The sequence below is a fragment of the Larkinella harenae genome (assembly GCF_054780515.1).
On sequence record NZ_BAAGWE010000002.1, the window covers coordinates 1,167,279 to 1,188,449 of the forward strand.

General features: G+C 52.6%; 20 protein-coding genes. 10 read left to right on the top strand and 10 right to left on the bottom strand.

From position 1 onward, the window contains the following. Positions 1-502: 502 nt before the first annotated feature. The 4 genes from ACYVH9_RS15880 (at position 503) to ACYVH9_RS15895 (ending at position 4,085) form a co-directional block, all read left to right on the top strand. Positions 503-2,131, top strand: coding sequence for a sensor histidine kinase (locus tag ACYVH9_RS15880; protein WP_460637348.1), 1,629 nt, complete (start codon positions 503-505; stop codon positions 2,129-2,131). Beyond that, positions 2,128-2,700, top strand: coding sequence for a Crp/Fnr family transcriptional regulator (locus tag ACYVH9_RS15885; protein ID WP_460637349.1), 573 nt, complete (start codon positions 2,128-2,130; stop codon positions 2,698-2,700). The genes ACYVH9_RS15880 and ACYVH9_RS15885 overlap by 4 nt, the downstream gene beginning before the upstream one ends. Positions 2,701-2,763: 63 nt before the next feature. Next, complete coding sequence (locus ACYVH9_RS15890; protein WP_460637350.1) at positions 2,764-3,303, top strand: hypothetical protein; 540 nt, start codon at positions 2,764-2,766, stop codon at positions 3,301-3,303. Positions 3,304-3,338: 35 nt separating this feature from the next. Then, positions 3,339-4,085, top strand: coding sequence for an SDR family oxidoreductase (locus ACYVH9_RS15895; protein WP_460637351.1), 747 nt, complete (start codon positions 3,339-3,341; stop codon positions 4,083-4,085). A 31-nt stretch (positions 4,086-4,116) separates the two neighbouring features. Here the strand turns inward: ACYVH9_RS15895 and ACYVH9_RS15900 are convergent, their stop codons facing one another. Beyond that, a complete protein-coding gene (locus tag ACYVH9_RS15900; RefSeq protein WP_460637352.1) occupies positions 4,117-4,473 on the bottom strand; it encodes an MmcQ/YjbR family DNA-binding protein in 357 nt (118 codons plus the stop codon). A gap of 118 nt (positions 4,474-4,591) precedes the next feature. On the opposite strand from ACYVH9_RS15900, the gene ACYVH9_RS15905 reads away from it, so the two are divergent. The 3 genes from ACYVH9_RS15905 to ACYVH9_RS15915 all read left to right on the top strand — a co-directional run bounded on the left by ACYVH9_RS15905 (position 4,592) and on the right by ACYVH9_RS15915 (position 6,716). Then, positions 4,592-5,407: a helix-turn-helix domain-containing protein gene (locus ACYVH9_RS15905; RefSeq protein WP_460637353.1), complete on the top strand. Its 816-nt coding sequence runs from the start codon at positions 4,592-4,594 to the stop codon at positions 5,405-5,407. Positions 5,408-5,482: 75 nt separating this feature from the next. After that, positions 5,483-6,109 carry an NAD(P)-dependent oxidoreductase gene (locus ACYVH9_RS15910; protein ID WP_460637354.1) on the top strand — a complete coding sequence of 209 codons (627 nt, stop codon included), beginning with the start codon at positions 5,483-5,485 and terminating at the stop codon, positions 6,107-6,109. A 166-nt stretch (positions 6,110-6,275) separates the two neighbouring features. Then, the gene (locus ACYVH9_RS15915) at positions 6,276-6,716 is read left to right on the top strand and encodes a VOC family protein (protein WP_460637355.1); all 441 of its coding nucleotides are present in this window, start codon (positions 6,276-6,278) and stop codon (positions 6,714-6,716) included. Between the two features lie 24 nt (positions 6,717-6,740). Here the strand turns inward: ACYVH9_RS15915 and ACYVH9_RS15920 are convergent, their stop codons facing one another. Then, entirely contained in the window at positions 6,741-7,502 is a 762-nt protein-coding gene (locus ACYVH9_RS15920; RefSeq protein ID WP_460637356.1) for an SDR family NAD(P)-dependent oxidoreductase, read from the bottom strand. 93 nt (positions 7,503-7,595) lie between these two features. Next, positions 7,596-8,507, bottom strand: coding sequence for a helix-turn-helix domain-containing protein (locus ACYVH9_RS15925; RefSeq protein ID WP_460637357.1), 912 nt, complete (start codon positions 8,505-8,507; stop codon positions 7,596-7,598). Positions 8,508-8,741: 234 nt separating this feature from the next. Between ACYVH9_RS15925 and ACYVH9_RS15930 the strand changes: the two genes are divergently transcribed. Further along, entirely contained in the window at positions 8,742-10,067 is a 1,326-nt protein-coding gene (locus ACYVH9_RS15930) for a hypothetical protein (RefSeq protein WP_460637358.1), read from the top strand. A 27-nt stretch (positions 10,068-10,094) separates the two neighbouring features. Then, positions 10,095-10,553: a GNAT family N-acetyltransferase gene (locus ACYVH9_RS15935; protein WP_460637359.1), complete on the top strand. Its 459-nt coding sequence runs from the start codon at positions 10,095-10,097 to the stop codon at positions 10,551-10,553. A gap of 23 nt (positions 10,554-10,576) precedes the next feature. Here the strand turns inward: ACYVH9_RS15935 and ACYVH9_RS15940 are convergent, their stop codons facing one another. The 4 genes from ACYVH9_RS15940 to ACYVH9_RS15955 all read right to left on the bottom strand — a co-directional run bounded on the left by ACYVH9_RS15940 (position 10,577) and on the right by ACYVH9_RS15955 (position 14,989). Next, positions 10,577-11,575, bottom strand: a complete 999-nt coding sequence (locus tag ACYVH9_RS15940; RefSeq protein WP_460637360.1) for a dienelactone hydrolase family protein — start codon at positions 11,573-11,575, stop codon at positions 10,577-10,579. A 98-nt stretch (positions 11,576-11,673) separates the two neighbouring features. Then, positions 11,674-13,017, bottom strand: a complete 1,344-nt coding sequence (locus ACYVH9_RS15945; RefSeq protein WP_460637361.1) for a Gfo/Idh/MocA family protein — start codon at positions 13,015-13,017, stop codon at positions 11,674-11,676. A 335-nt stretch (positions 13,018-13,352) separates the two neighbouring features. After that, positions 13,353-13,724, bottom strand: coding sequence for a hypothetical protein (locus ACYVH9_RS15950; protein WP_460637362.1), 372 nt, complete (start codon positions 13,722-13,724; stop codon positions 13,353-13,355). A 122-nt stretch (positions 13,725-13,846) separates the two neighbouring features. Next, on the bottom strand, positions 13,847-14,989 hold the full coding sequence (locus ACYVH9_RS15955) for a putative sensor domain DACNV-containing protein (protein WP_460637363.1): 1,143 nt from the start codon (positions 14,987-14,989) through the stop codon (positions 13,847-13,849). A 289-nt stretch (positions 14,990-15,278) separates the two neighbouring features. On the opposite strand from ACYVH9_RS15955, the gene ACYVH9_RS15960 reads away from it, so the two are divergent. Continuing rightward, positions 15,279-18,389: a PAS domain-containing sensor histidine kinase gene (locus tag ACYVH9_RS15960; protein WP_460637364.1), complete on the top strand. Its 3,111-nt coding sequence runs from the start codon at positions 15,279-15,281 to the stop codon at positions 18,387-18,389. A gap of 3 nt (positions 18,390-18,392) precedes the next feature. On the opposite strand, the gene ACYVH9_RS15965 is transcribed toward ACYVH9_RS15960, so the two are convergent. The 3 genes from ACYVH9_RS15965 to panD form a co-directional block, all read right to left on the bottom strand. Then, positions 18,393-18,782, bottom strand: a complete 390-nt coding sequence (locus ACYVH9_RS15965) for a response regulator (protein ID WP_460637365.1) — start codon at positions 18,780-18,782, stop codon at positions 18,393-18,395. 132 nt (positions 18,783-18,914) lie between these two features. Further along, positions 18,915-20,456 carry a carboxylesterase/lipase family protein gene (locus tag ACYVH9_RS15970; protein ID WP_460637366.1) on the bottom strand — a complete coding sequence of 514 codons (1,542 nt, stop codon included), beginning with the start codon at positions 20,454-20,456 and terminating at the stop codon, positions 18,915-18,917. A 206-nt stretch (positions 20,457-20,662) separates the two neighbouring features. Further along, positions 20,663-21,010 (bottom strand): aspartate 1-decarboxylase, encoded by a 348-nt coding sequence (panD, locus tag ACYVH9_RS15975; protein WP_460637367.1) that lies wholly within the window; start codon positions 21,008-21,010, stop codon positions 20,663-20,665. Positions 21,011-21,171: the final 161 nt, after the last annotated feature.

The window sequence follows — 21,171 nt, forward strand, 5'->3', positions numbered from 1 at the left end:
CAGAAGAGCCAACCAGCACCCTACTGTATTTTTTAACCAACGCGTCGTCATGTATGTCTTTATTTTATTTTTTTCGATAAGTCAGGCTTTATTTTTCAACCCAAAGATTTGAATGCAAAATCACGGCGTGCAGCCAAACCAGCGCCATAACGAACACGCAAAGGCTTCTCCAATTCACAAAAAAAGAAAAATAGTTTCAAATATATTCCTATCCGCACTAATCTTCCTTTCGGGTCCTTGCATGGTGGAAATCAGAACAAAGCCTATCTTTGCATTGTTTTAACAGACATAAAATACATATATCAGTACATTAATATTTTCATAACTTTTCTTTTTTGGCCTTCAGAAAAGATAGCCCCGGTTGGTAACGCCTGGTTGCTAAACCCAACTGCTAAGGGACTGGCTCTCGCCAAGTTGATGAAATTCAGGAACGTGTTGTTAGTAGTAGGGTGCTATGTACGAACTGGCTAATCTGTCCTTAGATACCGAACAAAGCCTACTCATGGCCCACAAAAAGGCTATGAAGCTAGGCGAAATGGTGGGTCTTTCGCTGGCAGCTCAATCCACGTTTGCCACGGCGGTTTCGGAGGTTCTGCGAACAGTTGTTCAGCAAGGCACCCCGGTTTCACTAACCCTTGGCATCAGTTGCAGCAATGAGCCACACCAATGCCTGATGGCAAAAGTCAGAAACTGCCGGGCCAAAATTATCAGACACCTAAACGAAACGTTTAAGTCGGTCAGCCAGTTGGTCGACGATTTCAACGTTTCGGAATCGGAAATAAGCCTGGGAGTTCGATTTCCGTTCAACCAGCGCGTCAGTAATGCCAGAATGGAAGAATGGAAAAATCAGTTCGGCGCAGAATCTGCCGAATCACCTTACGATGAAATCATCCGTAAAAACCATCAATTGCAGGAACTAACCAACCAGCTTCGTGTCCAGGAACAGCAGTATCAAATGCTGGTCAGTTCGCTGCCGCTTATGATTTTTACGGCCTCCAGCGAAGGCTTGCTCTTGTACGCCAATGATTGGTTGACCCAGTATACCGGGCAGTCACTCGAGGCCCTGAACCAAACCCGATGGGCACCCGTTTTTCACCCGGACGATGCGGCCTCCTACTGGGAACACTGGCAGACGAACGTGCCCACAGAAAAACCTTTCCGGCACCAGCTCCGCATCCGCAACGCCGAGACCGGGCAGTATGTCTGGCACCTGATTACCGCCACCGCCCTGCGTGACGAAAAAAATAAAATCTTGTGCTGGAGCGGTTTTTTCGTAAATATCCAGGCGCAAAAAACCGCCGAGCAAACGCTCCAAGCTCAACAGGAACTAACGGAAGCCAAACAGCAACTCGAACAATACCAGCACGAACTGAAGATGAACATTGGGGAGCTTCACCGGAGCAATCAGGAGCTGTCTGAATTTGCCTACATGGCCTCCCACGACTTGCAGGAACCCCTCCGGAAAATTCAGTCAATCAGTATTCTTCTCCAGGAACAGTTTGCGGCTGAAATGCCCCCGAAAGCCTACGACATGGTTCAGCGAATGCAGACCGCTGCCGAACGGATGCACGTGCTGATCCGGGATCTGCTCTCCTACTCCCGTCTGAATACCCAGCATTCTTTCCGCCCCGTCGACCTCAATAAGCTGGTTGGCGAAGTGCTGGAAGATATGGATACAACCCGTGAAAAAGGGGGTGCCCAGATCCAGATCCAGTTGCTTCCGACGCTGAACGGCAACCCGCTGCAACTGCGCCAGTTATTCCAGAACCTGCTCTCCAACGCCCTCAAATTCATTCATCCGGGGCAAACTCCCCACGTACAGATCCGTTCACAAATTGTGAATATCTTTGATATTCCGGTTCCGGTTCGTAACCGGGCCCCTTCCTACCTCGCCATCAGCGTGGAAGACAATGGCATTGGTTTCGACGAGCGGTATCACGACCGCATTTTCCAGTTGTTTCAACGGTTGCACAGCCGGGATCAATACGCTGGCACGGGCATTGGTTTAACGATTTGCAAGAAAGTGGCGGAGATGCACGGCGGAGCCATCGCGGCCCGCAGCCTTCCCGGTCAGGGTGCTACCTTCACAGTTTATCTGCCCATGAATGTGGTGAAGGAGAAAGCCCGATGAACCTGACCCGCCATGCAGCCGCCCTGCTGCCCGACCTGACCGAAGAAGACCTGTCTGTCGGACAAGCCCTGTTCACGGCTCATGCATACAAAGCGGGCGAAACCCTCTTGCAGCGTGGCCAGATTTGCCGGTCGTTGTTCTTTCTGGAAGAAGGCCTGGTTCGCTGCCACGCTTTTGAAGATGACCGGACGCTCTGGTGCGAGTTTGAAAACACGTTCTTTCTAAGTCCCCGGAGCTTTTTTCAGCAAATTCCTTCCCGGGAAGTGCTTACCTTTCTCGAACCCAGCCGGGTGTATGCCATCAGCCATCAGGATTTAAACCGCCTTTACCGAACAAATCCGCGCTGGGCGCTGTGGGGCATTCGATTTATGGAAGCTGAATACCTCAAACTGGAGTCGATCTACCAGGCGCTACTTTACAGCGATGCGTCCGAACGATATGAACAATTACTGGCGGCCCGGCCCGATGTAACCCAGCGCGTTCCGCTGCACTACATCGCTTCTTTTCTGGGCGTAACCCCTATTTCGCTGAGCCGAATCCGGGCGGGTCGGCAGAAAAAGCGAATTTAACATTTGTTAAGGCGTTTTTCCGTTTTCAGAGCCAGTTTTGCCCAAACCAACTGAGCTACTGCGATGGCGACTTTTCCGGCCCCCAAAACGGTTTCCGTTCCTACCTTTCTGCACAAACTTCACGGCGAAAAAACCACCCTGCCCGTTCTGACACTCACCTACCTGGCGGCATTGCTGCTGGCCTTCGTTACGGTTTCTGATTATTCCGCCTGGAGCTGGAAAACCGCGCTGCTGGCACTCCTGGCTTTCGACATTGGCGGGGGCGTGGTTGCCAACCTGAGCGAAGGGACATCAGCTTATTACCGTACGCACCCCAACCGACGATGGGCTTTCGTGGGTATTCACAGCCTGCAACCCGCTCTGCTCACGCTGGTTTTTCCGGCCCAAACCGGCGTCATTCTGCTTCTTGGTTTCTTTCTGCTGGCCACAACGGGTTGGGTCAATCTGATCTCGACGGTCGCCTGGCAACGGGTTGTGGCCGGTTTTACCACGGTTCTGATGCTACTTTTGAGTTATATTCTGGTCCCGGAACCTATGATTCGTTTACTAATCAATTTACTAACGATTAAATTACTGCTCGCCTTTGCCATCCGATGGGCGTAATTCAACGGCAAAAACCGTTAGACTCTCTTTCAGCCATGCAAAAAACCGTATTGATTACCGGCGGTAGCCGGGGTATTGGAGCCGCCACCGCCCGGCTGGCGGCCCAAAAAGGATACACGGTCTGTATCAACTACCTAAGTAACCAACAAGCTGCCGAAACGGTGGTCGGTTCGATCCGGCAAGCGGGGGGAAAAGCCGCAGCTTACCAGGCCGACGTTTCGCAGGAATCGGACGTCACGGAGCTATTCCGGGCCATCGACCGGGATTTTGGGCCGCTACACGGTTTGGTCAATAATGTAGGTATTCTGGAAACCCAAATGCGGGTGGTAGACATGGATGCAGACCGGTTGCAGCGCATTTTCACCACCAACATTGTAAGCAGCTTTCTTTGCGCCCGGGAAGCCGTCAAACGCATGTCGACCAAACGCGGGGGCGCGGGTGGAGCGATCGTGAACGTTTCGTCCATTGCTTCCCGAACCGGCTCGCCCGGCGAATACGTCGATTACGCGGCTTCCAAAGGCGCGATTGACAGCCTGACACTAGGATTATCGAAAGAAGTGGCCGAAGAAGGCATCCGGGTCAATGCGGTCCGACCGGCTTTTATCTACACCGATATTCACGCCAGCGGTGGCGAACCCGGACGGGTTGATCGGGTGAAAGCAAGCGTGCCACTGCAACGAGGAGGGCAACCGGAAGAAGTGGCACACGCCATTTTGTGGCTATTGTCCGACGAATCGTCGTATTCAACCGGTATTTTTATCGACGTGACGGGCGGGCGTTAAAACCGTATCAGCCGATTGACAAAATGAATAATCAGCTGTTCGTCACAGGAGCTGGCCGAACCAGCCCGGCCAGCCGCTTCGGAGCCACGGCACAGTAGGCCGCGGTTAGTGCGTCGCGCAGCATTTCCTCGGGCACTTTCTGAAGTTCAATGAATGTCCAGCCTTGCTTGCCCCATTTGTTAGGAACTGGGTAAATAACGGTTTTATCGAAGACCGAAAAAAGGTCCTGATCGCTTTCCGACAGTTTCAAACAAGCCCGCAGATTGGGCTCATCGAGCGTCGCTACAATCTTCCTGGCCACCCGAAAGGACGTTTTTTCAAAATGCGGCTGTTCCACCGCTTCAGGAAGTGCAAGAGCTAGTTGCCGGAACGTTTCGACTGCAACCATCGTACGAAAGTTTATAAAACTGAAAAATACGCCAAACGTCCGAAAATTCCCGTTCAACAACTATTCATTGCACGAACGGTTTGGCTGAGGTAGTTTTGGAAAGATAGAGAGAGAAACCATGCTTCCGACCCTCCTCAACCGCCATCCGGCTCTACGACCGTACCTGAAAAATATTCTGGTGCTGGAAGGTTGTGAGCAGGTTCTTTCGTCCAATTCCTTCCGCTTTTTTGCCGACGGCTGCCCGGGCATCATTTTCCACCAATCGGTGCAGGGAATCCTGTTGAACGAGCATCCCTATCCGGACACATCGGTTTTTCTGTACGGCCAAACCCTCAAACCGGTTCAGATTACCACCGGCAAACGGTTTCGGATCATCGTTTTTATGCTGTACCCACATGCCATCCGGCCCTTGCTGGGCATCAACGCCGATGCGCTGACCGAAACGTGTTTTGATCTGAGTCCGCTGCCGACGCTAGCCGGTCTTCCTCTGCTGGATCAGCTTTTCAATTCCGATTCGGTCACCGAGCAAGCCGACTTGGTCTGTTCCTGTTTGCTCCGGCTGCTGCAATTGAATTATCCCAAAGCCGACTCCATGCTGGACTTCGCCGTGAACCGGATACTGACCAACCACGGCGCCGTTTCGCTGGGCGAATTGCAACGAACCCTGCACATCTCTGAACGCACGTTCGAACGACGGTTTGAGCAATACGTAGGTATCTCACCCCGGCTGCTGGCGCGGATTTGCCGGTTTCAGTCTACGCTGGAGCAGTTGAAACGCCGGAATTACAGCAAACTGTCCGATGTTGCCTTCGACAATGGCTACGCCGATCAATCGCATTTTATCCGCAACTTTAAGGAATTCACCGGTTTTTCCCCGCTCAAACTGCATCGTCTTCCGGATCCTTTTGTTGAAAACCGGGCCTGGGTTTATTAATGAGCCCGTGTCGGTTTCATTCTATTTTCGCCCCTGCGGTGCCCGTAGTTTTGTCTCAACAAAAAGACAACAACTATGAAGCTCATCATTTTTGGTTCAACAGGAAGTATTGGACGCCCGCTTGTTGCGCAGGCTCTGGCCGAAGGCCACACCGTAACCGCTTTTGCCCGCCAGCCGGACGCCTTTCGAGATTTGCCCCACGAACGGCTGCAGGTTCACCAGGGCGATGTTTTAGACCCGCTTTCGGTCGAAAAGGCCGTCCGTGAACACGATACGGTTCTGGTGGTGCTCGGCGCCGGGAGCAAGGGCACGGTTCGTTCCCAGGGGACCCGCAACATCATTTGTGCGATGGAAAAAACCGGTGTAAAACGCCTGATTTGCCAGTCGACGCTGGGGGCTGGCGATAGCAAAGGCAATTTGAATTTCTTCTGGAAATACATCATGTTCGGGCTTCTGCTGAAAAACGCCATGAAAGACCACGAGTTGCAGGAACAATTTGTCCGACAAAGTAACCTCGACTGGACCATCGTGCGTCCGGCAGCTTTCACCGACGGGGTTGCAACGGGCCGTTACCGGCACGGTTTTTCAGCGGATGCGCAAGCCCTGACGTTGAAGATTTCCCGGGCCGATGTTGCCGGATTTCTGCTACGGCAATTATCGACGAACGAATACCTCAAAAAAACGCCGGGACTTTCGTACTGAGCATGAGCAAACGGCTGGCATTCGTCGGGCTTTGGGGTTCCTGAAAAAGCCAGCAAATGCCAAGCCGTTCGCTCATTACCGCAAATGAGCAGCCACAAAGGAGTGCATCTGTCGGCGGATCCCGTTAACTTCACGCGTTACTGGTTTTCCCGTTACCAACAAACTGATGGAACAACGACTAAGCGTTTTTACCCTCGCAGCGGATAATCTGGCCGCCATGCGCACGTTCTACGTGGATGCCCTGGGCTGGCAACCCATTGCCGAAAACAAGGACATCATTTTTTTCCAATGCAACGGTTTTCTCTTCAGCATCGGAAAGAAAGAACAACTCGCCCCCATGATTGGCGTCAAGCCCGATGGCAGCGGTTTTCGCTCGTTCACTTTTGGGTACAATGTACCGACCAAAGATGAAGTTGATGCGTGGTTTGGAAAGCTAAACACGAAGGGCGTAACGATCCTTCAACCGCCGACGGAAACCGCTTTTGGCGGGTACTTTTTCTACTTTTCCGATGTGGAAGGAAATATTCTGGAAATCGCCTATAATCCATACACCCCGTTGGATGAAGCGGGTAATGTCATAACACACCACAACATTGATAATTTGTAACGCGCTACTGAACAAACATCCGGCTTACAGATTCATGCCACCCGATACTTCAATACGCTGTCCATTGATCCAGCGGGCGTCGTCCGTACACAGAAACGCAACCACCCCGCCAATATCGTCTGGCTGGCCGGTTCGTCCCAAGGCCGTAACACTGGCGATAGCCTGGTTGTACTGCGGATTGTCACGCACTACACCACCACCAAAATCGGTTTCGATCGCACCGGGTGCTACCACGTTGGCAGTAATGCCGCGTTTGCCCAATTCCTTCGCCTGATACCGGGTCAGGGTTTCGATGGCTCCTTTCATGGCCGCATACACCGCGTAACCAGGACTTGAAAAACGGGCCAGGCCGGTTGATAGGTTAATGATTCGCCCTCCGTCGTTGAGCAATGGCAGGGCTTTTTGCGTCAGGAAAAAGACCCCTTTCAAGTGAATATTCACCAGCAGGTCAAACTGCTCTTCGGTAGTCTGCTCAATGGGAGCGTGAATGCCGATTCCGGCATTGTTGATCAGGAAATCAAACCGTTCCTGTCTGAATACCTCCTGTAAAACCGTGGTAAGCCGGGTAACAAATGCGTCGAAGGTGGTTACCTCGGCGGTATTGAGTTGCAGGGCTACGGCTTTCTGCCCCAGTTGCTCGATCTGTTCAACGACGGCCAGCGCGTCGTCTTTCTGGTTGTTGTAGGTTAAAATGACATCAATACCTTTCCGGGCCAGACTCAGCGCCATATTTTTACCCAGGCCACGGCTGCCACCGGTTACAATTGCAATTTTACTAGTGCTCATCGTTGTGTTGATTTGTGATGAGACAAAAGTAGCGCGTTGACTCGCCGGACGGTTTGCAAGCATCAATCCATCCTTTGCAAAAATCAAATTATTCTATCCCCGAAAAGCCAGGGGAGTCAATGAGGTCTGTTTTTTGAAGAAATTCGAAAAGTGAGCCACCTCCTCAAATCCGAGGGAATAGGCAATCTCCGAAATATTCCAATCCGTTTGTTTGAGCAGAATTTTCGCTTCCTGCACAATCCGCCTGCCAATCAGGTCGGTGGTGGTTTTACCGGTGTTTTCCTTGAGCACTTTGTTGAGGTGGTTCACGTGCACGGCCAGCCGATCCGCAAAATCCCTGGCGGTCCGAAGCCCTAGCTTCTGATGGGGCGATTCGATGGGGAATTGCCGCTCGAGTAATTCAATGAATAACGACGACACCCGCGCTGATGCGGTATGCGCGGGATACAAAGCCGTTGCGGGTTGTAGCTTTTGACCGTAATGAATCAACTCCAGCACGTAATTGCGCAACAGATCGTACTTATAGGCATAATTGGAGGCCAATTCCCGGTACATTTTTCGGAAGATGTACGTAATTTCTTCGGCTTCTTCGTCAGACAGCTGAAAGATCGGGTAGCCGCCGGGATGATAAATCGGGAGTTCATCCAGCACCACGCCACTTTTGCTCGGCACCAGAAAATCACCCGTAAAAATGCAGAAATAGCCAAACTGATTATCGTCCTGCGGAACGTAATGGTAAGGAATTTTGGGCGTTGCAAACAACAGGGCGTTCTTCTCGATGTCAATCACTTTATCGGCGTACTCCGCCCGGTTTCGCCCGCTGATCAGGCTGATTTTGTAGTACGCCCGGCGGTTGTAGGGCATCTCCGGCTTGGGATTTTTCCGATTCTGCGCGTGCAGCTCATCAATTTTGAACACGTTGAAATGCCCGATTTCCCGATTGATGCCTTCGGGCACCAGCGTAGCGGTTTCCTGATAGAACCGTTCCAGCGTAGTGATTTCCATAACCGATGTGATTTGTAAAATTCAAATGTAGGCAAATTTAATACAGTTGGCGCAGAAACGAATGCCAAACAGATTCAACCCAGCCCGCACTTACAAATCGCGTCGCTGCTGACGCAGTTCGTACGGAGATTTCTGCAACCCGGTCATCTTCTGGTAGTAAACGCGACAAGGGCGACGCAACTTTGTCGCAACGGGTAGCCAATCCCGACACGCTACACAACAGTAAACAACATCATGAAACTACATCGTTACCTGCTGATCGGCTGGGGGCTGGCCCTTTGCCTGACGTCCTGCAAGAAAGACCCCGAAACCGTTACGCCCGAGCCGGTTGTCGAACAACCCGACGAATCCGGAACCGCTACGAAAGTGGGCCAAGCACAGGGTGCAGCCACCCGCAAAACCATCGGCCCCGAAGGCGGCACCATCAGCACGCCCGACGGCAACGTACAACTGGTGTTGCCCGCCGGAGCAGTCAGCAAAGCAACCGAAATTTCCATTCAGCCAATCACAAACGAAAATCCGCACGGGCTGGCGCAGGCTTACCGGTTTTCGCCCGAAGGACTGAAGTTCAATAAACCGGCCACGCTGACGTTTCAGTACGACCCCCAAACCGTATCGGTTCCAAACGCCGAAAATTTTGGCATCGCCTACCAGCGGGAAAACGCCGTCTGGTACGATGTAGCCGGGGCTTCGGTCAATACCAGCAAGCACGAAATCAGCGTTCCGATGGAACACTTCAGCGACTGGACGCCCTACGAACTGGCGCAATTTGATTTTGCCGTCATCAACCCGGGCGGTAGCTTGAGCAAAGGGTTTACGGTGCAATGCGGAGAGTCGATCGACCTGTACGCCGGGCTGCTCACCTATAATTCAAACTACCCGAAAGACGCTAAAGAAAAACCGCTCAAACAAACCAAAGGCTTCGGCAAAAACTGGCAATTGATTGGGGAAGGAAAATTGGTAGAACGTCCCAGTAACGGCGCAACTTACACGGCCCCGGGCAAGGTACCGAAGCAAAATCCGGTGCTGGTCACCACGGAACTCACCTTTGAAGGGAAAAAATTTAAACTGATTCTGACGCAGAAAATTTTCATTGGCCTCGAAACGTACTTCGATCTGTCGGTCCACAACATCCCCCAGGAAACAACCGCTTTTGCCTGCGCCCGGATTGCGGGTAAAACCTACCTGACCTGCGGTGCCGGCAACAACGCCCTATCGCTTCAGGTCAACACGGATGAGCTGGCGCCCGGCAAATACGTTTTCTTCAGCGGCAATTCGAAAGAAGGCGAAAAGGATAAAGTGGTCGGCGTCTACGGCTCGGCCGACCCGAATGTTGCCAAACGCTGGCTGAGCTATTACCACGATAGTTGTACTGGCAAAGCGATGGCCTCGCCCGGCAGTGTGCAGATCAAAACCGTGGAAATTAAAAACGGCATCAAATACGTAGAAGGGACCTTTGTCGCCCAGGTTTACATGACCGAAGGCGTCTGCAACAAAGGCTGGAAGCTCGAAAGCATGCCCATAACCGGTTCTTTCCGAATGGAAGTATTGAAACCGTAAGGTATATTGCCGGAAAAACCGCTACCGATGGCACTCACATACCGACTCGCAACCGAAAATGACCTGGTTGAAATGATCAGGATGCTCGCTGACGACAAACTGGGCGCTCAACGGGAAAACTTTCAGCTACCGTTGCCGGATTCGTACCGGAAAGCCTTTCAGATTATTGCTGACGATCCGCATCAGGAGTTGACGGTTGCCGAGTCGAATGGCGAAATAGTGGGAACGTTTCAACTGAGTTTTATCCAGTACCTGACTTATCAGGGCGGTATCCGGGCCCAGATTGAAGCTGTACGCGTTAAATCGACTTACCGAAACCAGGGGCTTGGGAGGGAAATCTTTCAGTATGCCATCGAACGGGCCCGGGCCAAAGGCGCGCATCTTCTTCAATTGACAACCGACAAAAAACGCCCGGAAGCAAAGCGGTTTTACGAAGCCCTTGGTTTTGTTGATTCGCACGAAGGGATGAAGTTACACTTGGCGTAACTCCCTTAAACCGTTTGGATCGCCTAAAGATGTTGGGCAAAAAACGCTTTCGCGCGCTCCCACATGGCCGGTGTCAGCACATGTCCCTGCCCCGGTTCGATAAATGAGGTGAATTTGTCGGCGGCTCCGGCTTGCTGATAAGCAGCTGCGATGCGCGGCAAGCCCGCCCGGACAAAGTCGATGGGCGAGCCCGAATCCAGCTCACCGAAATTCAGGTGCAAGGCGCGCGGAGCAATCAAGGCGGCAATGTCGGGGGTATCCCCAAACTGCAGCCAGCCCGGCACAAAGTTCGGAAAGCAATGCAGGAGGTGTTCGTGTTCAATGGCGGCATAAGTAGGCAGACAACAATTGCCAACGATGCATTTCAGCCGCGGTTCCAGCGGCCCCGCCAGCCAGGCATGCGTTGAACCCATCGAATGGCCATAACAGCCAATTCGGTCGGGAACTACTTCCGGCCGGGAACAGAGAAGGTCAACGGCACGACGCATTTCCAGGACATTTTTCCAGGCCATACTCCGCCCCCGCACCACCTGACGCAGAAACTCAAACCGTTCATACTCGCCTTTTTTCAGCTTTCCGGTCGGGTCCTGACGTTCTTCAAAACAGAGCGCATCGGGGCAGAGCACTACGTATCCCTCGCGTACCAGCGCCACGGCGGTATGATGCATGGGATTTCCGGCCAGCCCCGCCGGTTCCGACTTCCCCAGATGGTACTCGCCATTGTGCTGGTGCCAGACCGCAATGGCCGGAGCGGGTCGTTGGGCCGTTGCCATATCCGGAATCAGCAACAAAGCCGGAACGCGGTCGCCCGGTTCGGCTTCGTAGGTGAGCGACTCAATCCGGTAGCCGTCTTTCCGAATGGTTTCCCGCCGTTGCGGCTGGAGCGGAGCAGCGTTTGGAAACGGACCACCCAGGCAGGTCTGGTAGTGGGACCGCAAGGTTTCGGGCGCAGACGGGTCCGGTTGAAATGCGGTACCGGCACTAGCCAGCGCCCCCAGTCCCCCCATCAGTTGCGTCTTCATGAAGCGTCGTCGATTGTGTTTCATTGCTCCGAAAAAGCGTCCGGTTCGTTATAAATTTCCTTCGGGTGTTTTGCAAAACACCCGAAGGAAGTAAAAAATCAAATCGGTGGCTCCCAGCCTTTTTCGTACTCACGGGTCCAGAGTTTCATCGCTTCCTTGTCGCGGATATGGCCGTTTTTCGTATCAATGTCCAGCGACTTATTGGTGCGGTAAGCAATGTTAGCCAGGTGGCACAATAGCGTGCTTTTGGCACCTTCGTCGATGGTCGAGTTCTGTTTTTCTTTACCGCGAATTGCATTAAAGAAGTTGACCACGTGCCGGGTCGACATATCACCCCCTCCGCCCAGGGCGGTTCCGCCTTCGGAGCCCTGCGATTTGCTGTCCTTGATCATTTTGCCTTCGCGGTTGAAGAGCTTGTAACCGTCGCGGTCGACGTACACCGTTCCCGTGCTGCCGTAAATAACCGTGCCCCGGTCCGTGCCGTAGGTTTTATAACCGCTCCGGCTTTTGCCGTCCCACTTGATGATTTTGTTGCCTGGGAAACGGAAGGTAGCGTCCATTGTATCGTACATGGTCCAGCCGTCATCCAGGAAATGGCGCTTGGCGGCTTCCACCGAAACCTGCTCCGGAAACTCGACCTGCAAGGCCCAACGCGCAACGTCTAGCTCGTGGGTGGCGTTGTTGCCACTTTCAGCCGTACCGTAGTTCCAGCCGTACCAGTGCCAGTTGTAATCCCAGGTATCGTGCATGTAAGGCGTGCGGGGGGCCGGTCCCTGAAACAGGTCCCAATCCAATCCGGTTGGCACAGGTGCTTTCTTCGGAATGGGCACTTCGCCCCGGGTAGCGCTGTAGAACGCCACGGCTTTGTAGGGCGTTCCGATGGCCCCGTTATGAATCTGCTTGATGATGTCAATGGACTCCAGCGCCGAACGTTGCTGGTTGCCCATCTGAATCACCTTACCGTATTTTTTCTGGATCTCCACCAGGATTTCGCCCTCGCGTGGATTCTGGCTACACGGTTTTTCAACGTATACGTGTTTGCCCCCCAGCACCGCCAGCCAGGTTCCCGGCGCATGCCAGTGATCAGGTGTGGCATTGATCAGTACATCCACGTTTTTATCGGCAATGACTTTGCGGATGTCGTTTTCCAGCTTTGGTTTGTAGTCGATAAACTTCGAAAATTTCTTCAGCGCTTCTTCCCGCTGTTTTTGCATGACATCACACAAATACACCAGTTCTACGTTGCTATCTTTCTTCGCAATCGGATCGTAGTAGGCCCCCAGCCGCCGACCCAGCCCCGCAATAGCCACATTCAGACGTTCGTTGGCACCCACGATTTTGGCGTAGCTTTTCGCCGACATACCCGTCGCCAGCCCGCCAAACGTAATTCCAGCCGTACTTAAAGCGGCTTTTTTGATAAAATCTCTTCTGCTGTTTTCCATTGAAAATAGATTACGAAAGGGTTTCCCGATGCTAATTTCCCTATCAACTGCCCTGCGACGACGCCATTGCCGTCGGGTATTGGAAGAAGCAAAATCGCGGATAAAAATACTGTCGCCGACACCAATTTTCAGCAAATGGCAGGCGATTTCCGGTGTGGTTGGCTCAATGGCAAAAGCAGGGCATTGCACGAGCACCAAGCCCGGAAATTCAAAACCGTACGGGAAGAAGTGAGAACCGTTAGCCGTAGTTATCCCTTTCCCTTAACAGAAAGAGCACGGAGGACGGTTTTGAAATGGATGCAGAAGTTACGGTGAGTACGGATGCCGGTGCGGTGTTAAACAACCGGCTTCGAATGATTCATGCGAACGGTCGGCAGGTAAATTTTGGACGGTTCCGTACGCAACTGTAATTCGGTGTACTGATATTCTTCTTCAAACAAATCCTGAAGCTCGTGAACATACTGGATATAACGCCGGGTCTGTACGCACAACCAGCAATTCATGCCCGGAACCAGCCGGGACTCTTCATACGTCCAGGAGTTAGCCGATGGATCCGGCCAGTAACCGAAAGCCAGTAACCAGGGCTTTGTCAGCTTAATGGGCTGCGGTCGATTGGGCGCTTGAAGTGTCTTTAAAAGATGTTCGGTTAGTAGAACAGGCTCGTTGTGGATGAGGTAATAGCGATTTGGTTTAAATTGACGGTACATTGTGCGGATATAAAAGGGTTTTACTAAAATACAGACGAAAAATAAAATGCAAGCAGTTGTCTTGTAAATCCGCACAGAAGTTTAGTTACCGGTACATAATCATGGTAACATCGCCATTTTTTTTATAACAAAAGCGCATCAACCCGATGGGCATGAACCATTTGGTCGATTGCTGACCAGGCAAAAATGGTGAACCGACCGTCCTGGGAAGCGACCAGCGCCACGGCATCACGCTGATCAAATACAAACTGGGCAGCCGACAGATGCCGGGTACCACCGGTTTGGGCCGGATGTACTACCAGCGCTTCGTTTCCAACCACCGGCTCGGTTACGATAATCTGCTCGACCCGATTGCTGGCATCGGAGCGGCCAATTTTGGCACCAAACGCCAGCACTTCATATTGATCGTTGATAATCGTGGCCCCATCCACCGCCGTCAGCCCGGCCACCGCTTCCACGGCCAGATTGACGCCCCCACGCCATACATTCTGTTCAACCTTATCCGTTATGCGCTGCACCAATTCCGTTAGCTGCGAAAAGACGGGCACCACCGGATACGAAATCGGTTGAATGATCGACTCCCGCCAGGCCTGACTCCCCGACGGAACTACCAGCAACGAACCGCCCCGCCCGTGAGCGCGCATGGATACTGCCAGCTGAACCAGAATATTCATGGAGTTATTCCAGAAGGAAGGCAGTCTAAAACCCAGCATGGAAGTAACCACAAACGGGCAGTCGGGAGTGCGCGCCATGCCCTCGTCAACAATCTTGACCTGATCGCCTTTCAGGATCGCTACATTGACAAATTTACCAAAACCGTCCATCCGGCGGTGTTTGACCACGAGCAAACCCGGCTCAATGACTTCCAGTACAAAACAGTTGACCGGAATATCCCGGGTTGTACCCCAGATGTACAACGCATCCTGATCGTACCAGACCCCGAGGTGAATCCCGGGCCGTTCAACGGCGGGTGCCAGTTTGGTCAGTGTCGTGGGCGTCAATCGCAACGGGTGGCCAAAAAGCAGCGGACTTCCGGCCTGTTCCGGTGGTAAAAGCGCCAGCGAAACGTTCGGAGATACGCCTTCTTCGTGCCGCAGACTCGCCCAAAAAGCCGTATCGATTACGGCTTCAATGATGGGCGCGTGCGGTTGATGCGCTGTATCAGGCTCACCGTTCAGCGTGGCCGTCGCAAAATGGTGAGCAAAATATTCTTCCACGGTTCCGGCCACCGCCCGGGCCGCCTGATAGGTTGATGCAACGTACATAGTGAAGTAAGCCAACGCGTTTGTATTGGTAAAGGAAAGTCGCCCCGCTTTAAGTTCCACGATCCGATCGTGGTTTGCAGCTTTCTGTTTGTGGCTGTGCCTATAATGGCAATTAGTACAACTACAAATACCTAACTACCAACTCGTTAACTCACCACACCAGCATACTCAATAAAACCGTAACCTGTTAGCCCCTGCTATCCTCTTGCTTCTTCTGGCACACTAATTTTCTTATTGACATTCAATTGGGTTTCATTATTTTTAAAGTTGCATTGTAGTAGGACAGCCTGTGAATACGGATTTAGGAAAGGCCAACGAGTTATTTGATTTACTGACCAAGGCAACCCGGGATGCCGTCTGGAACTGGGACCTGGAAACCAGTACGGTCTGGTGGAGCCAGGGCTATACCATTTTGTTCGGGCACGAAATTCCTCCGGAGGGTTTTGGGCCGGAATCCTGGTACGACCACATCCACCCAGACGACAAGGACCATATTTTAGAAAGCATCCATCACACCATCGACCAGGCGGGTACCAACTGGTCGGCCGAATACCGGTTTCGCCGGGCAAATGGGTCATACGCCACCGTTTTTGATCGGGGCTACATCCTGCACCGCGACGGGAAAGCGATCCGGATGGTTGGTGCTATGCAGGACATCTCCGAACGGGTTGCGTTGCAGAAAGCCCGGACCGAGAGTGAAGAGCGGCTCCGGCTCGCCCTCCAGTCTGCTCAGCTAGGAACCTGGGATTTTGACCCTGTTCAACAGGTTGTCAACTGGGATTCCCGCGCCCAAATGCTCTTTGGGCTGACGGATGAAAAGCAAGTGACTTATGCACAAACGCTCGACCTCATTCACCCGGATGATCAGGATCGGGTGCACCAATCCGTCCAGTGGGCGCTGAACCCACAATCGGGAGGAAATTACGACATCAGCTTCCGAACCATCGGCGCCAATGACCAGAAGTTACGCTGGGTGCGTTTCATCGGGCAGGCTTATTTTACCGAAACCGGGCAGCCTTACCGGTTTTCCGGCGTCGCCCACGATAGTACCGCCGAAGTCCTGAACCGGGAGAAATCTGCCCTGTTCGAGCAACAAGCCCGTCTGGCGCTCGAAGGCTCTGGCTCCGGCTCGTTTTCGGTTGACTTCAAAACCGACGCTATTGTATACTCACCGTCACTGGCCCGCATTCTGACCGGCCAAGAAAACGTGAGCCTAACGCGAGATGACTTTGTCAAGCATCTTCACCCGGAAGATCATTTGATCCGTAACCAGGCATACCGCGAAGCCCTGCGCACCGGTACCCTGAGCTTCGAAGCCCGTTTCATCTGGTTGAATCAGGAAGTTCACTGGATCAAAGTTCTGGGGCAATACTTGTACAGCACCACCGGCGAACCGCTTTCGTTTTCGGGCATCGCTCTGGACATCACCCAACAGCGGGAACAGGAAACCGTAAAACGAAGGGCCGACGAGCGTTTTGGAAACATGATTGCCCAGGCCCCGGTAGCCATCGGCCTCCTGAACAGCCAGACCCTGGTGGTGGAAACCGCCAACCGGGCCATGCTGGAACTGTGGGGCAAAGATGCCTCGATCATCGGGTTACCGATCCTGGAAGCGCTGCCCGAGATTGAGCAACAAGGCTTTGTAGAAGAGCTGATTAAGGTGCGCGAGACCGGTAGTTCGTATTATGGTTTTGAAAGCCTGGCCCGCCTATACCGCAACGGCCAACTGGAAGACGCTTATTTTAACTTCATTTATGCACCCGTGCGGGAACACGGCAATACCATCACCGACATTATGGTCATTGCCACCGAAGTGACGTCGCAGGTACACGCCAAACTGGCACTGGCAGAAAGCGAACAACGGTTTCGGAACCTCATCGAGGAAGCTCCGGCGGCCATGTCGCTGTTCATCGGCCCGGATATGATCGTTGAATTGCCCAACGAAACGATGCTAAAATTCTGGGGAAAAGACGATTCTGTGATCGGAAAACCGTTGCGCGAAGCCGTTCCTGAACTGGTCGGGCAACCCTTCCTGCAAATTCTGGATGAGGTATATGCTACCGGTGTTTCGTATTCGTCGCAGGAATCACAGGCAGAACTGGAAGTGAATGGCAAACTGCAGACTTACTACTTCAATTTTACGTATAAACCGTTGTTCAACGCAGAGGGCGAAGTTTACGCCATTCTGGACGTTGCCATAGATGTGACAGAACAGGTGCTGGCCCGCCGGAAAATCGAAGAAAGTGAAGCCCAGTTCCGAACGCTCCTGGAAGCCATCTCGCCCATGACCTGGACGCATACCCCGGAGGGCGAAATCAATTTTTATAACCAGCGCTGGTACACGTACACCGGACTGGATTACGAGCTAAGTAAACAACTAGGCTGGCAGGCTGTCGTTCATCCTGATGACCTGCCCGCCATGCTGGGAGCTTATGCCAGCGCCCTGGAAGCCGGGGACGTTTTTGTGGCCGAAACCCGCTATAAACGAGGCTCTGATGGCCTGTATCGCTGGCACCTGAACCGCGTGATTCCCGTTCGGGACGAAACAGGTGCGATAACGCTTTGGGTCGGAACGGCTACCGATATTCACGAGCAAAAGCGAATTGAAGCCGAACTGGAAAGCCAGGTACAGGCCCGGACGCAGGAATTGAACGAATCAAATCAGGAACTACGCCGATCCAATGAACACCTGACACGTTTTGCTTACGTAGCCTCCCATGATTTGCAGGAGCCTTTGCGCAAAATTCAGTCGTTTGGCAGCATCCTGCAAAACCAATATGCTCCGGGGCTGGGCGAGGTCGGCGCAGACCTGATCAGCCGAATGCAGTCGTCGGCCGAACGCATGTCAGATCTGATCAAGGATTTGTTAGCTTATTCGCGGATTTCTACCCGGCAGCAGGTGTTCGATCCGGTTTCCCTGACCGAGGTAGTGACCAAAGTTCTTGAAACACTTGAACTCCAAATTCAGCAGTCGGGTACAACCATCCAAGCCGACGAGTTACCCACCATCAACGGCGACCGGTCGCAACTGGGACAACTTTTCCAGAATTTATTGTCCAACGCCATTAAATTCCGACGTCCCGATGTACCTCCAATGATTCAGCTTACCTACGATAAACTGGCGGCCAGGCAGCTTCCCGAGTCGGCCCGAGCCGTACGGCCAGCCAGTTATTACCACCTGATTAGTATTACTGATAACGGCATCGGTTTCGACGAAAAATACGCCGAACGCATCTTTGAAGTGTTTCAACGGTTGCACGGAAAATCGACCTACAGTGGTACAGGAGTGGGACTGGCCATTTGTCAGAAAGCTGCCGAAAACCACGGAGGCATCATCACCGCCCACAGCCAGCCAGGAAAAGGCAGCACCTTTAAAATCTATCTGCCAGCGGAGAAATAGGGCTCACGGTATCATTGCTTTGCAGAGCCGATCCATGAACGATTGCCAGTCCGTATAATTATTAGGTTTGATCCAGCACCAGGCAACATCCAATTCGCGGCAATGTGACTCCCAGGCGGGATCGATTTCGGAACTCATCCAGGCCACCGGAACCGTCCGGAAAGTCGGTTTGGCTCGAAGACTTGTGGTTACTTCAAGGCCATCCATACGGGGCAGGTGGTAATCGATCACAATCAAACTGGGAATAATCCCGGAACTGTCGAGATGACGCATTAAACTGGCTCCATCGCTGAACGGATTAAGCTCGCACATTCCCCCGATTTGTAACATGGCCTTCTGCATGAGCCACAAATCATCCTCATCGTCGTCTACTACCAATATAAGTGGCTTCATAATAACTGTTAACGGGCTAGAGCCTGTAAAACAGGGCTGTATTCTGTATGTTCGGACAGAGCAAGGCTGTTCTGCTATAAACATTGTTAGCGCCCGTTTGTTTGAAATTACGAAGAAAAGGCCCACTGGTGCCTAGTTAGTTCGGTAATATGCTTCCCAGAACGCCAGTTGTGGCTTGGTTGGCAATGGACGGTTTTCAATCGCTTTATCAATCACCTGAACGGTTTCGGCCTGCGGTTGGTAAGCCTTCCAGACCGGGAGACTCGTACCGTTCGGATCGCCGGTGCGGACGAAATTGACCCAATACGACGACATCGCTTCCGCGATCTGCCAATCGACGGGTTCCCAGGGCCGGTCTACGGTATGCAGGTTCTGGTAGGCATACGGCACCTCTCCGGTATGAAAAGCTCCGAATTGGGTCTGGGGGGTATGGGCGGGCACTTTTCGATTGAAATTGTACAGAAAAACCGGTGCGCGCCCGGTTTGGCTTTGCAGGCGGGCCCAGGTATAATTCTGAATGGCAAATAGTTCATCCCGATTGCTGTAGCCCTGCGACCGGGCGGCCTCCTCTTCTGAACGGGCCGGATACAGGGCCAGAAAAGCCTCAGCCCGGCTGCCAAACCGCTTGGCAACCTGCTCCCGAAACTCCTCGGCTTTGACCGGCGCTCCCGTCACTTTATCGTCTTCGTTCCAACCCATCAGCAGCGGAACGTCGTTTTGGCGGGCTTTTGCGTACAGCTGGTCAATGCTTTCGGGCAGCAAATATCCATCAACAATGGGAGCGCTCAGCCCTCCACTGGCGTTTAGAATTTCTTCGGCGGGTCTGGCCCGCAATTCACGCAGAGAACTTGCACCAAGTTGTTGGGCAAAAGCCGCGCCCTGCTGTTCGGCCATTGACAGCGTCAATCGGGGCCGCAGCGAACTCGCCAGCACACTTCCTCCGCTTTCGGCAATGGCGCGGTGAAAAAGACCTTTGGCCAGCGGAGAAGCCGTCAAAAAGTTCACGGCGAAGGCCCCGGCTGATTGACCGGCAATCGTAACCAGCTCCGGATCACCGCCGAAAGCTACGATGTTTTTCTGCACCCATTTCAGGGCAGCAATCATATCCAGTAGCGCATAATTCCCCGAAGCCTTATAGCCCGATTCCCGGGATAATTCGGGGTGGGCCAGAAATCCGAACACGCCAACCCGGTAATTGATGGTGACAAAAACGATCCCTTTTTTCGCCATCGCTTCCCCGTCATAAATCGGGCAGGCTCCTCCCCCACTCCGAAACCCTCCCCCGTGAATAAAAACCAGCACCGGGCGTTTCTCGGCTGCCGATTTCGCTCCCGTCCAGACGTTCAGGTACAGACAATCTTCGCTGATGGGCTGCGCAGGAATCAGAAACTCCGACGACCAGTACATAAACGGTGCCGGTTTGGCCTGCATCGCACTCGGTCCGAACGCAACGGATTTTCGCACGCCCTGCCAGCTTTTTACGGGTTGTGGTGCTTTCCAGCGGAGACTCCCAACGGGTGGGGCGGCAAACGGAATTCCTTTAAAAACCCGTACATCGCCGGTTTTATTCATCGTTCCTTCAAGACTTCCGGATGCGGTTTTGACCAGCAACGATTGTCCGACGGCGGTATGTGCAACGGCCAAGAGCAGAAAAAAAGCAACGAAATTTTTCAACGGAAAAGCGATTTGGGATGATGACGGAAATCGTTTAAAAATAGCTATTTCCCGTTACATTCCTGCCATCCAGCAAAACCATTCCAGCCTGCTCCATGCGCTCGTTGGCCCAAAAGGCATAAAAAAGCCCCGGCAAGACGGACTTGCCGGGGCATCATATAGCTCATTAAAAACCGTGGCAGCCGGATGGAAAGAATCACCCCGGGTTACACCAGCCGGTTGTTGCCATCCGGAAAAACCACCACGGGTTTATGCGTCTTTGCTTCATCGGCCACCAGCATACCATAAGCAATGATAATAATAATGTCGCCCACCTGCGCACGCCGGGCAGCCGCTCCGTTCAGGCAGATAATGCCGGAGCCGCGTTCTCCTTTGATCACATAAGTGATAATGCGTTCACCATTGTTATTGTTGACGATGTGAACCTGCTCGTTTTCGAGCATACCGGCGGCATCCATCAGGTCCTCATCAATGGTGATGCTGCCGACATAATTCAGCTCGGCCTGCGTTACCCGGACCCGGTGAATCTTGGACTTCATTAGAGTAAGAAACATACGTTGAACGATTAGATAGGATGAGAGTCTATTGTTTTTAGATAAGAGGGTAGGACAGATTATTAAAACAAGATTTCGCTAAACCTAATTTTTCAAAACAATCTATTTTCAAAATTCCTAAATGAAGGATTTTGGAAAATATAACAAATAAAATGGGTGGC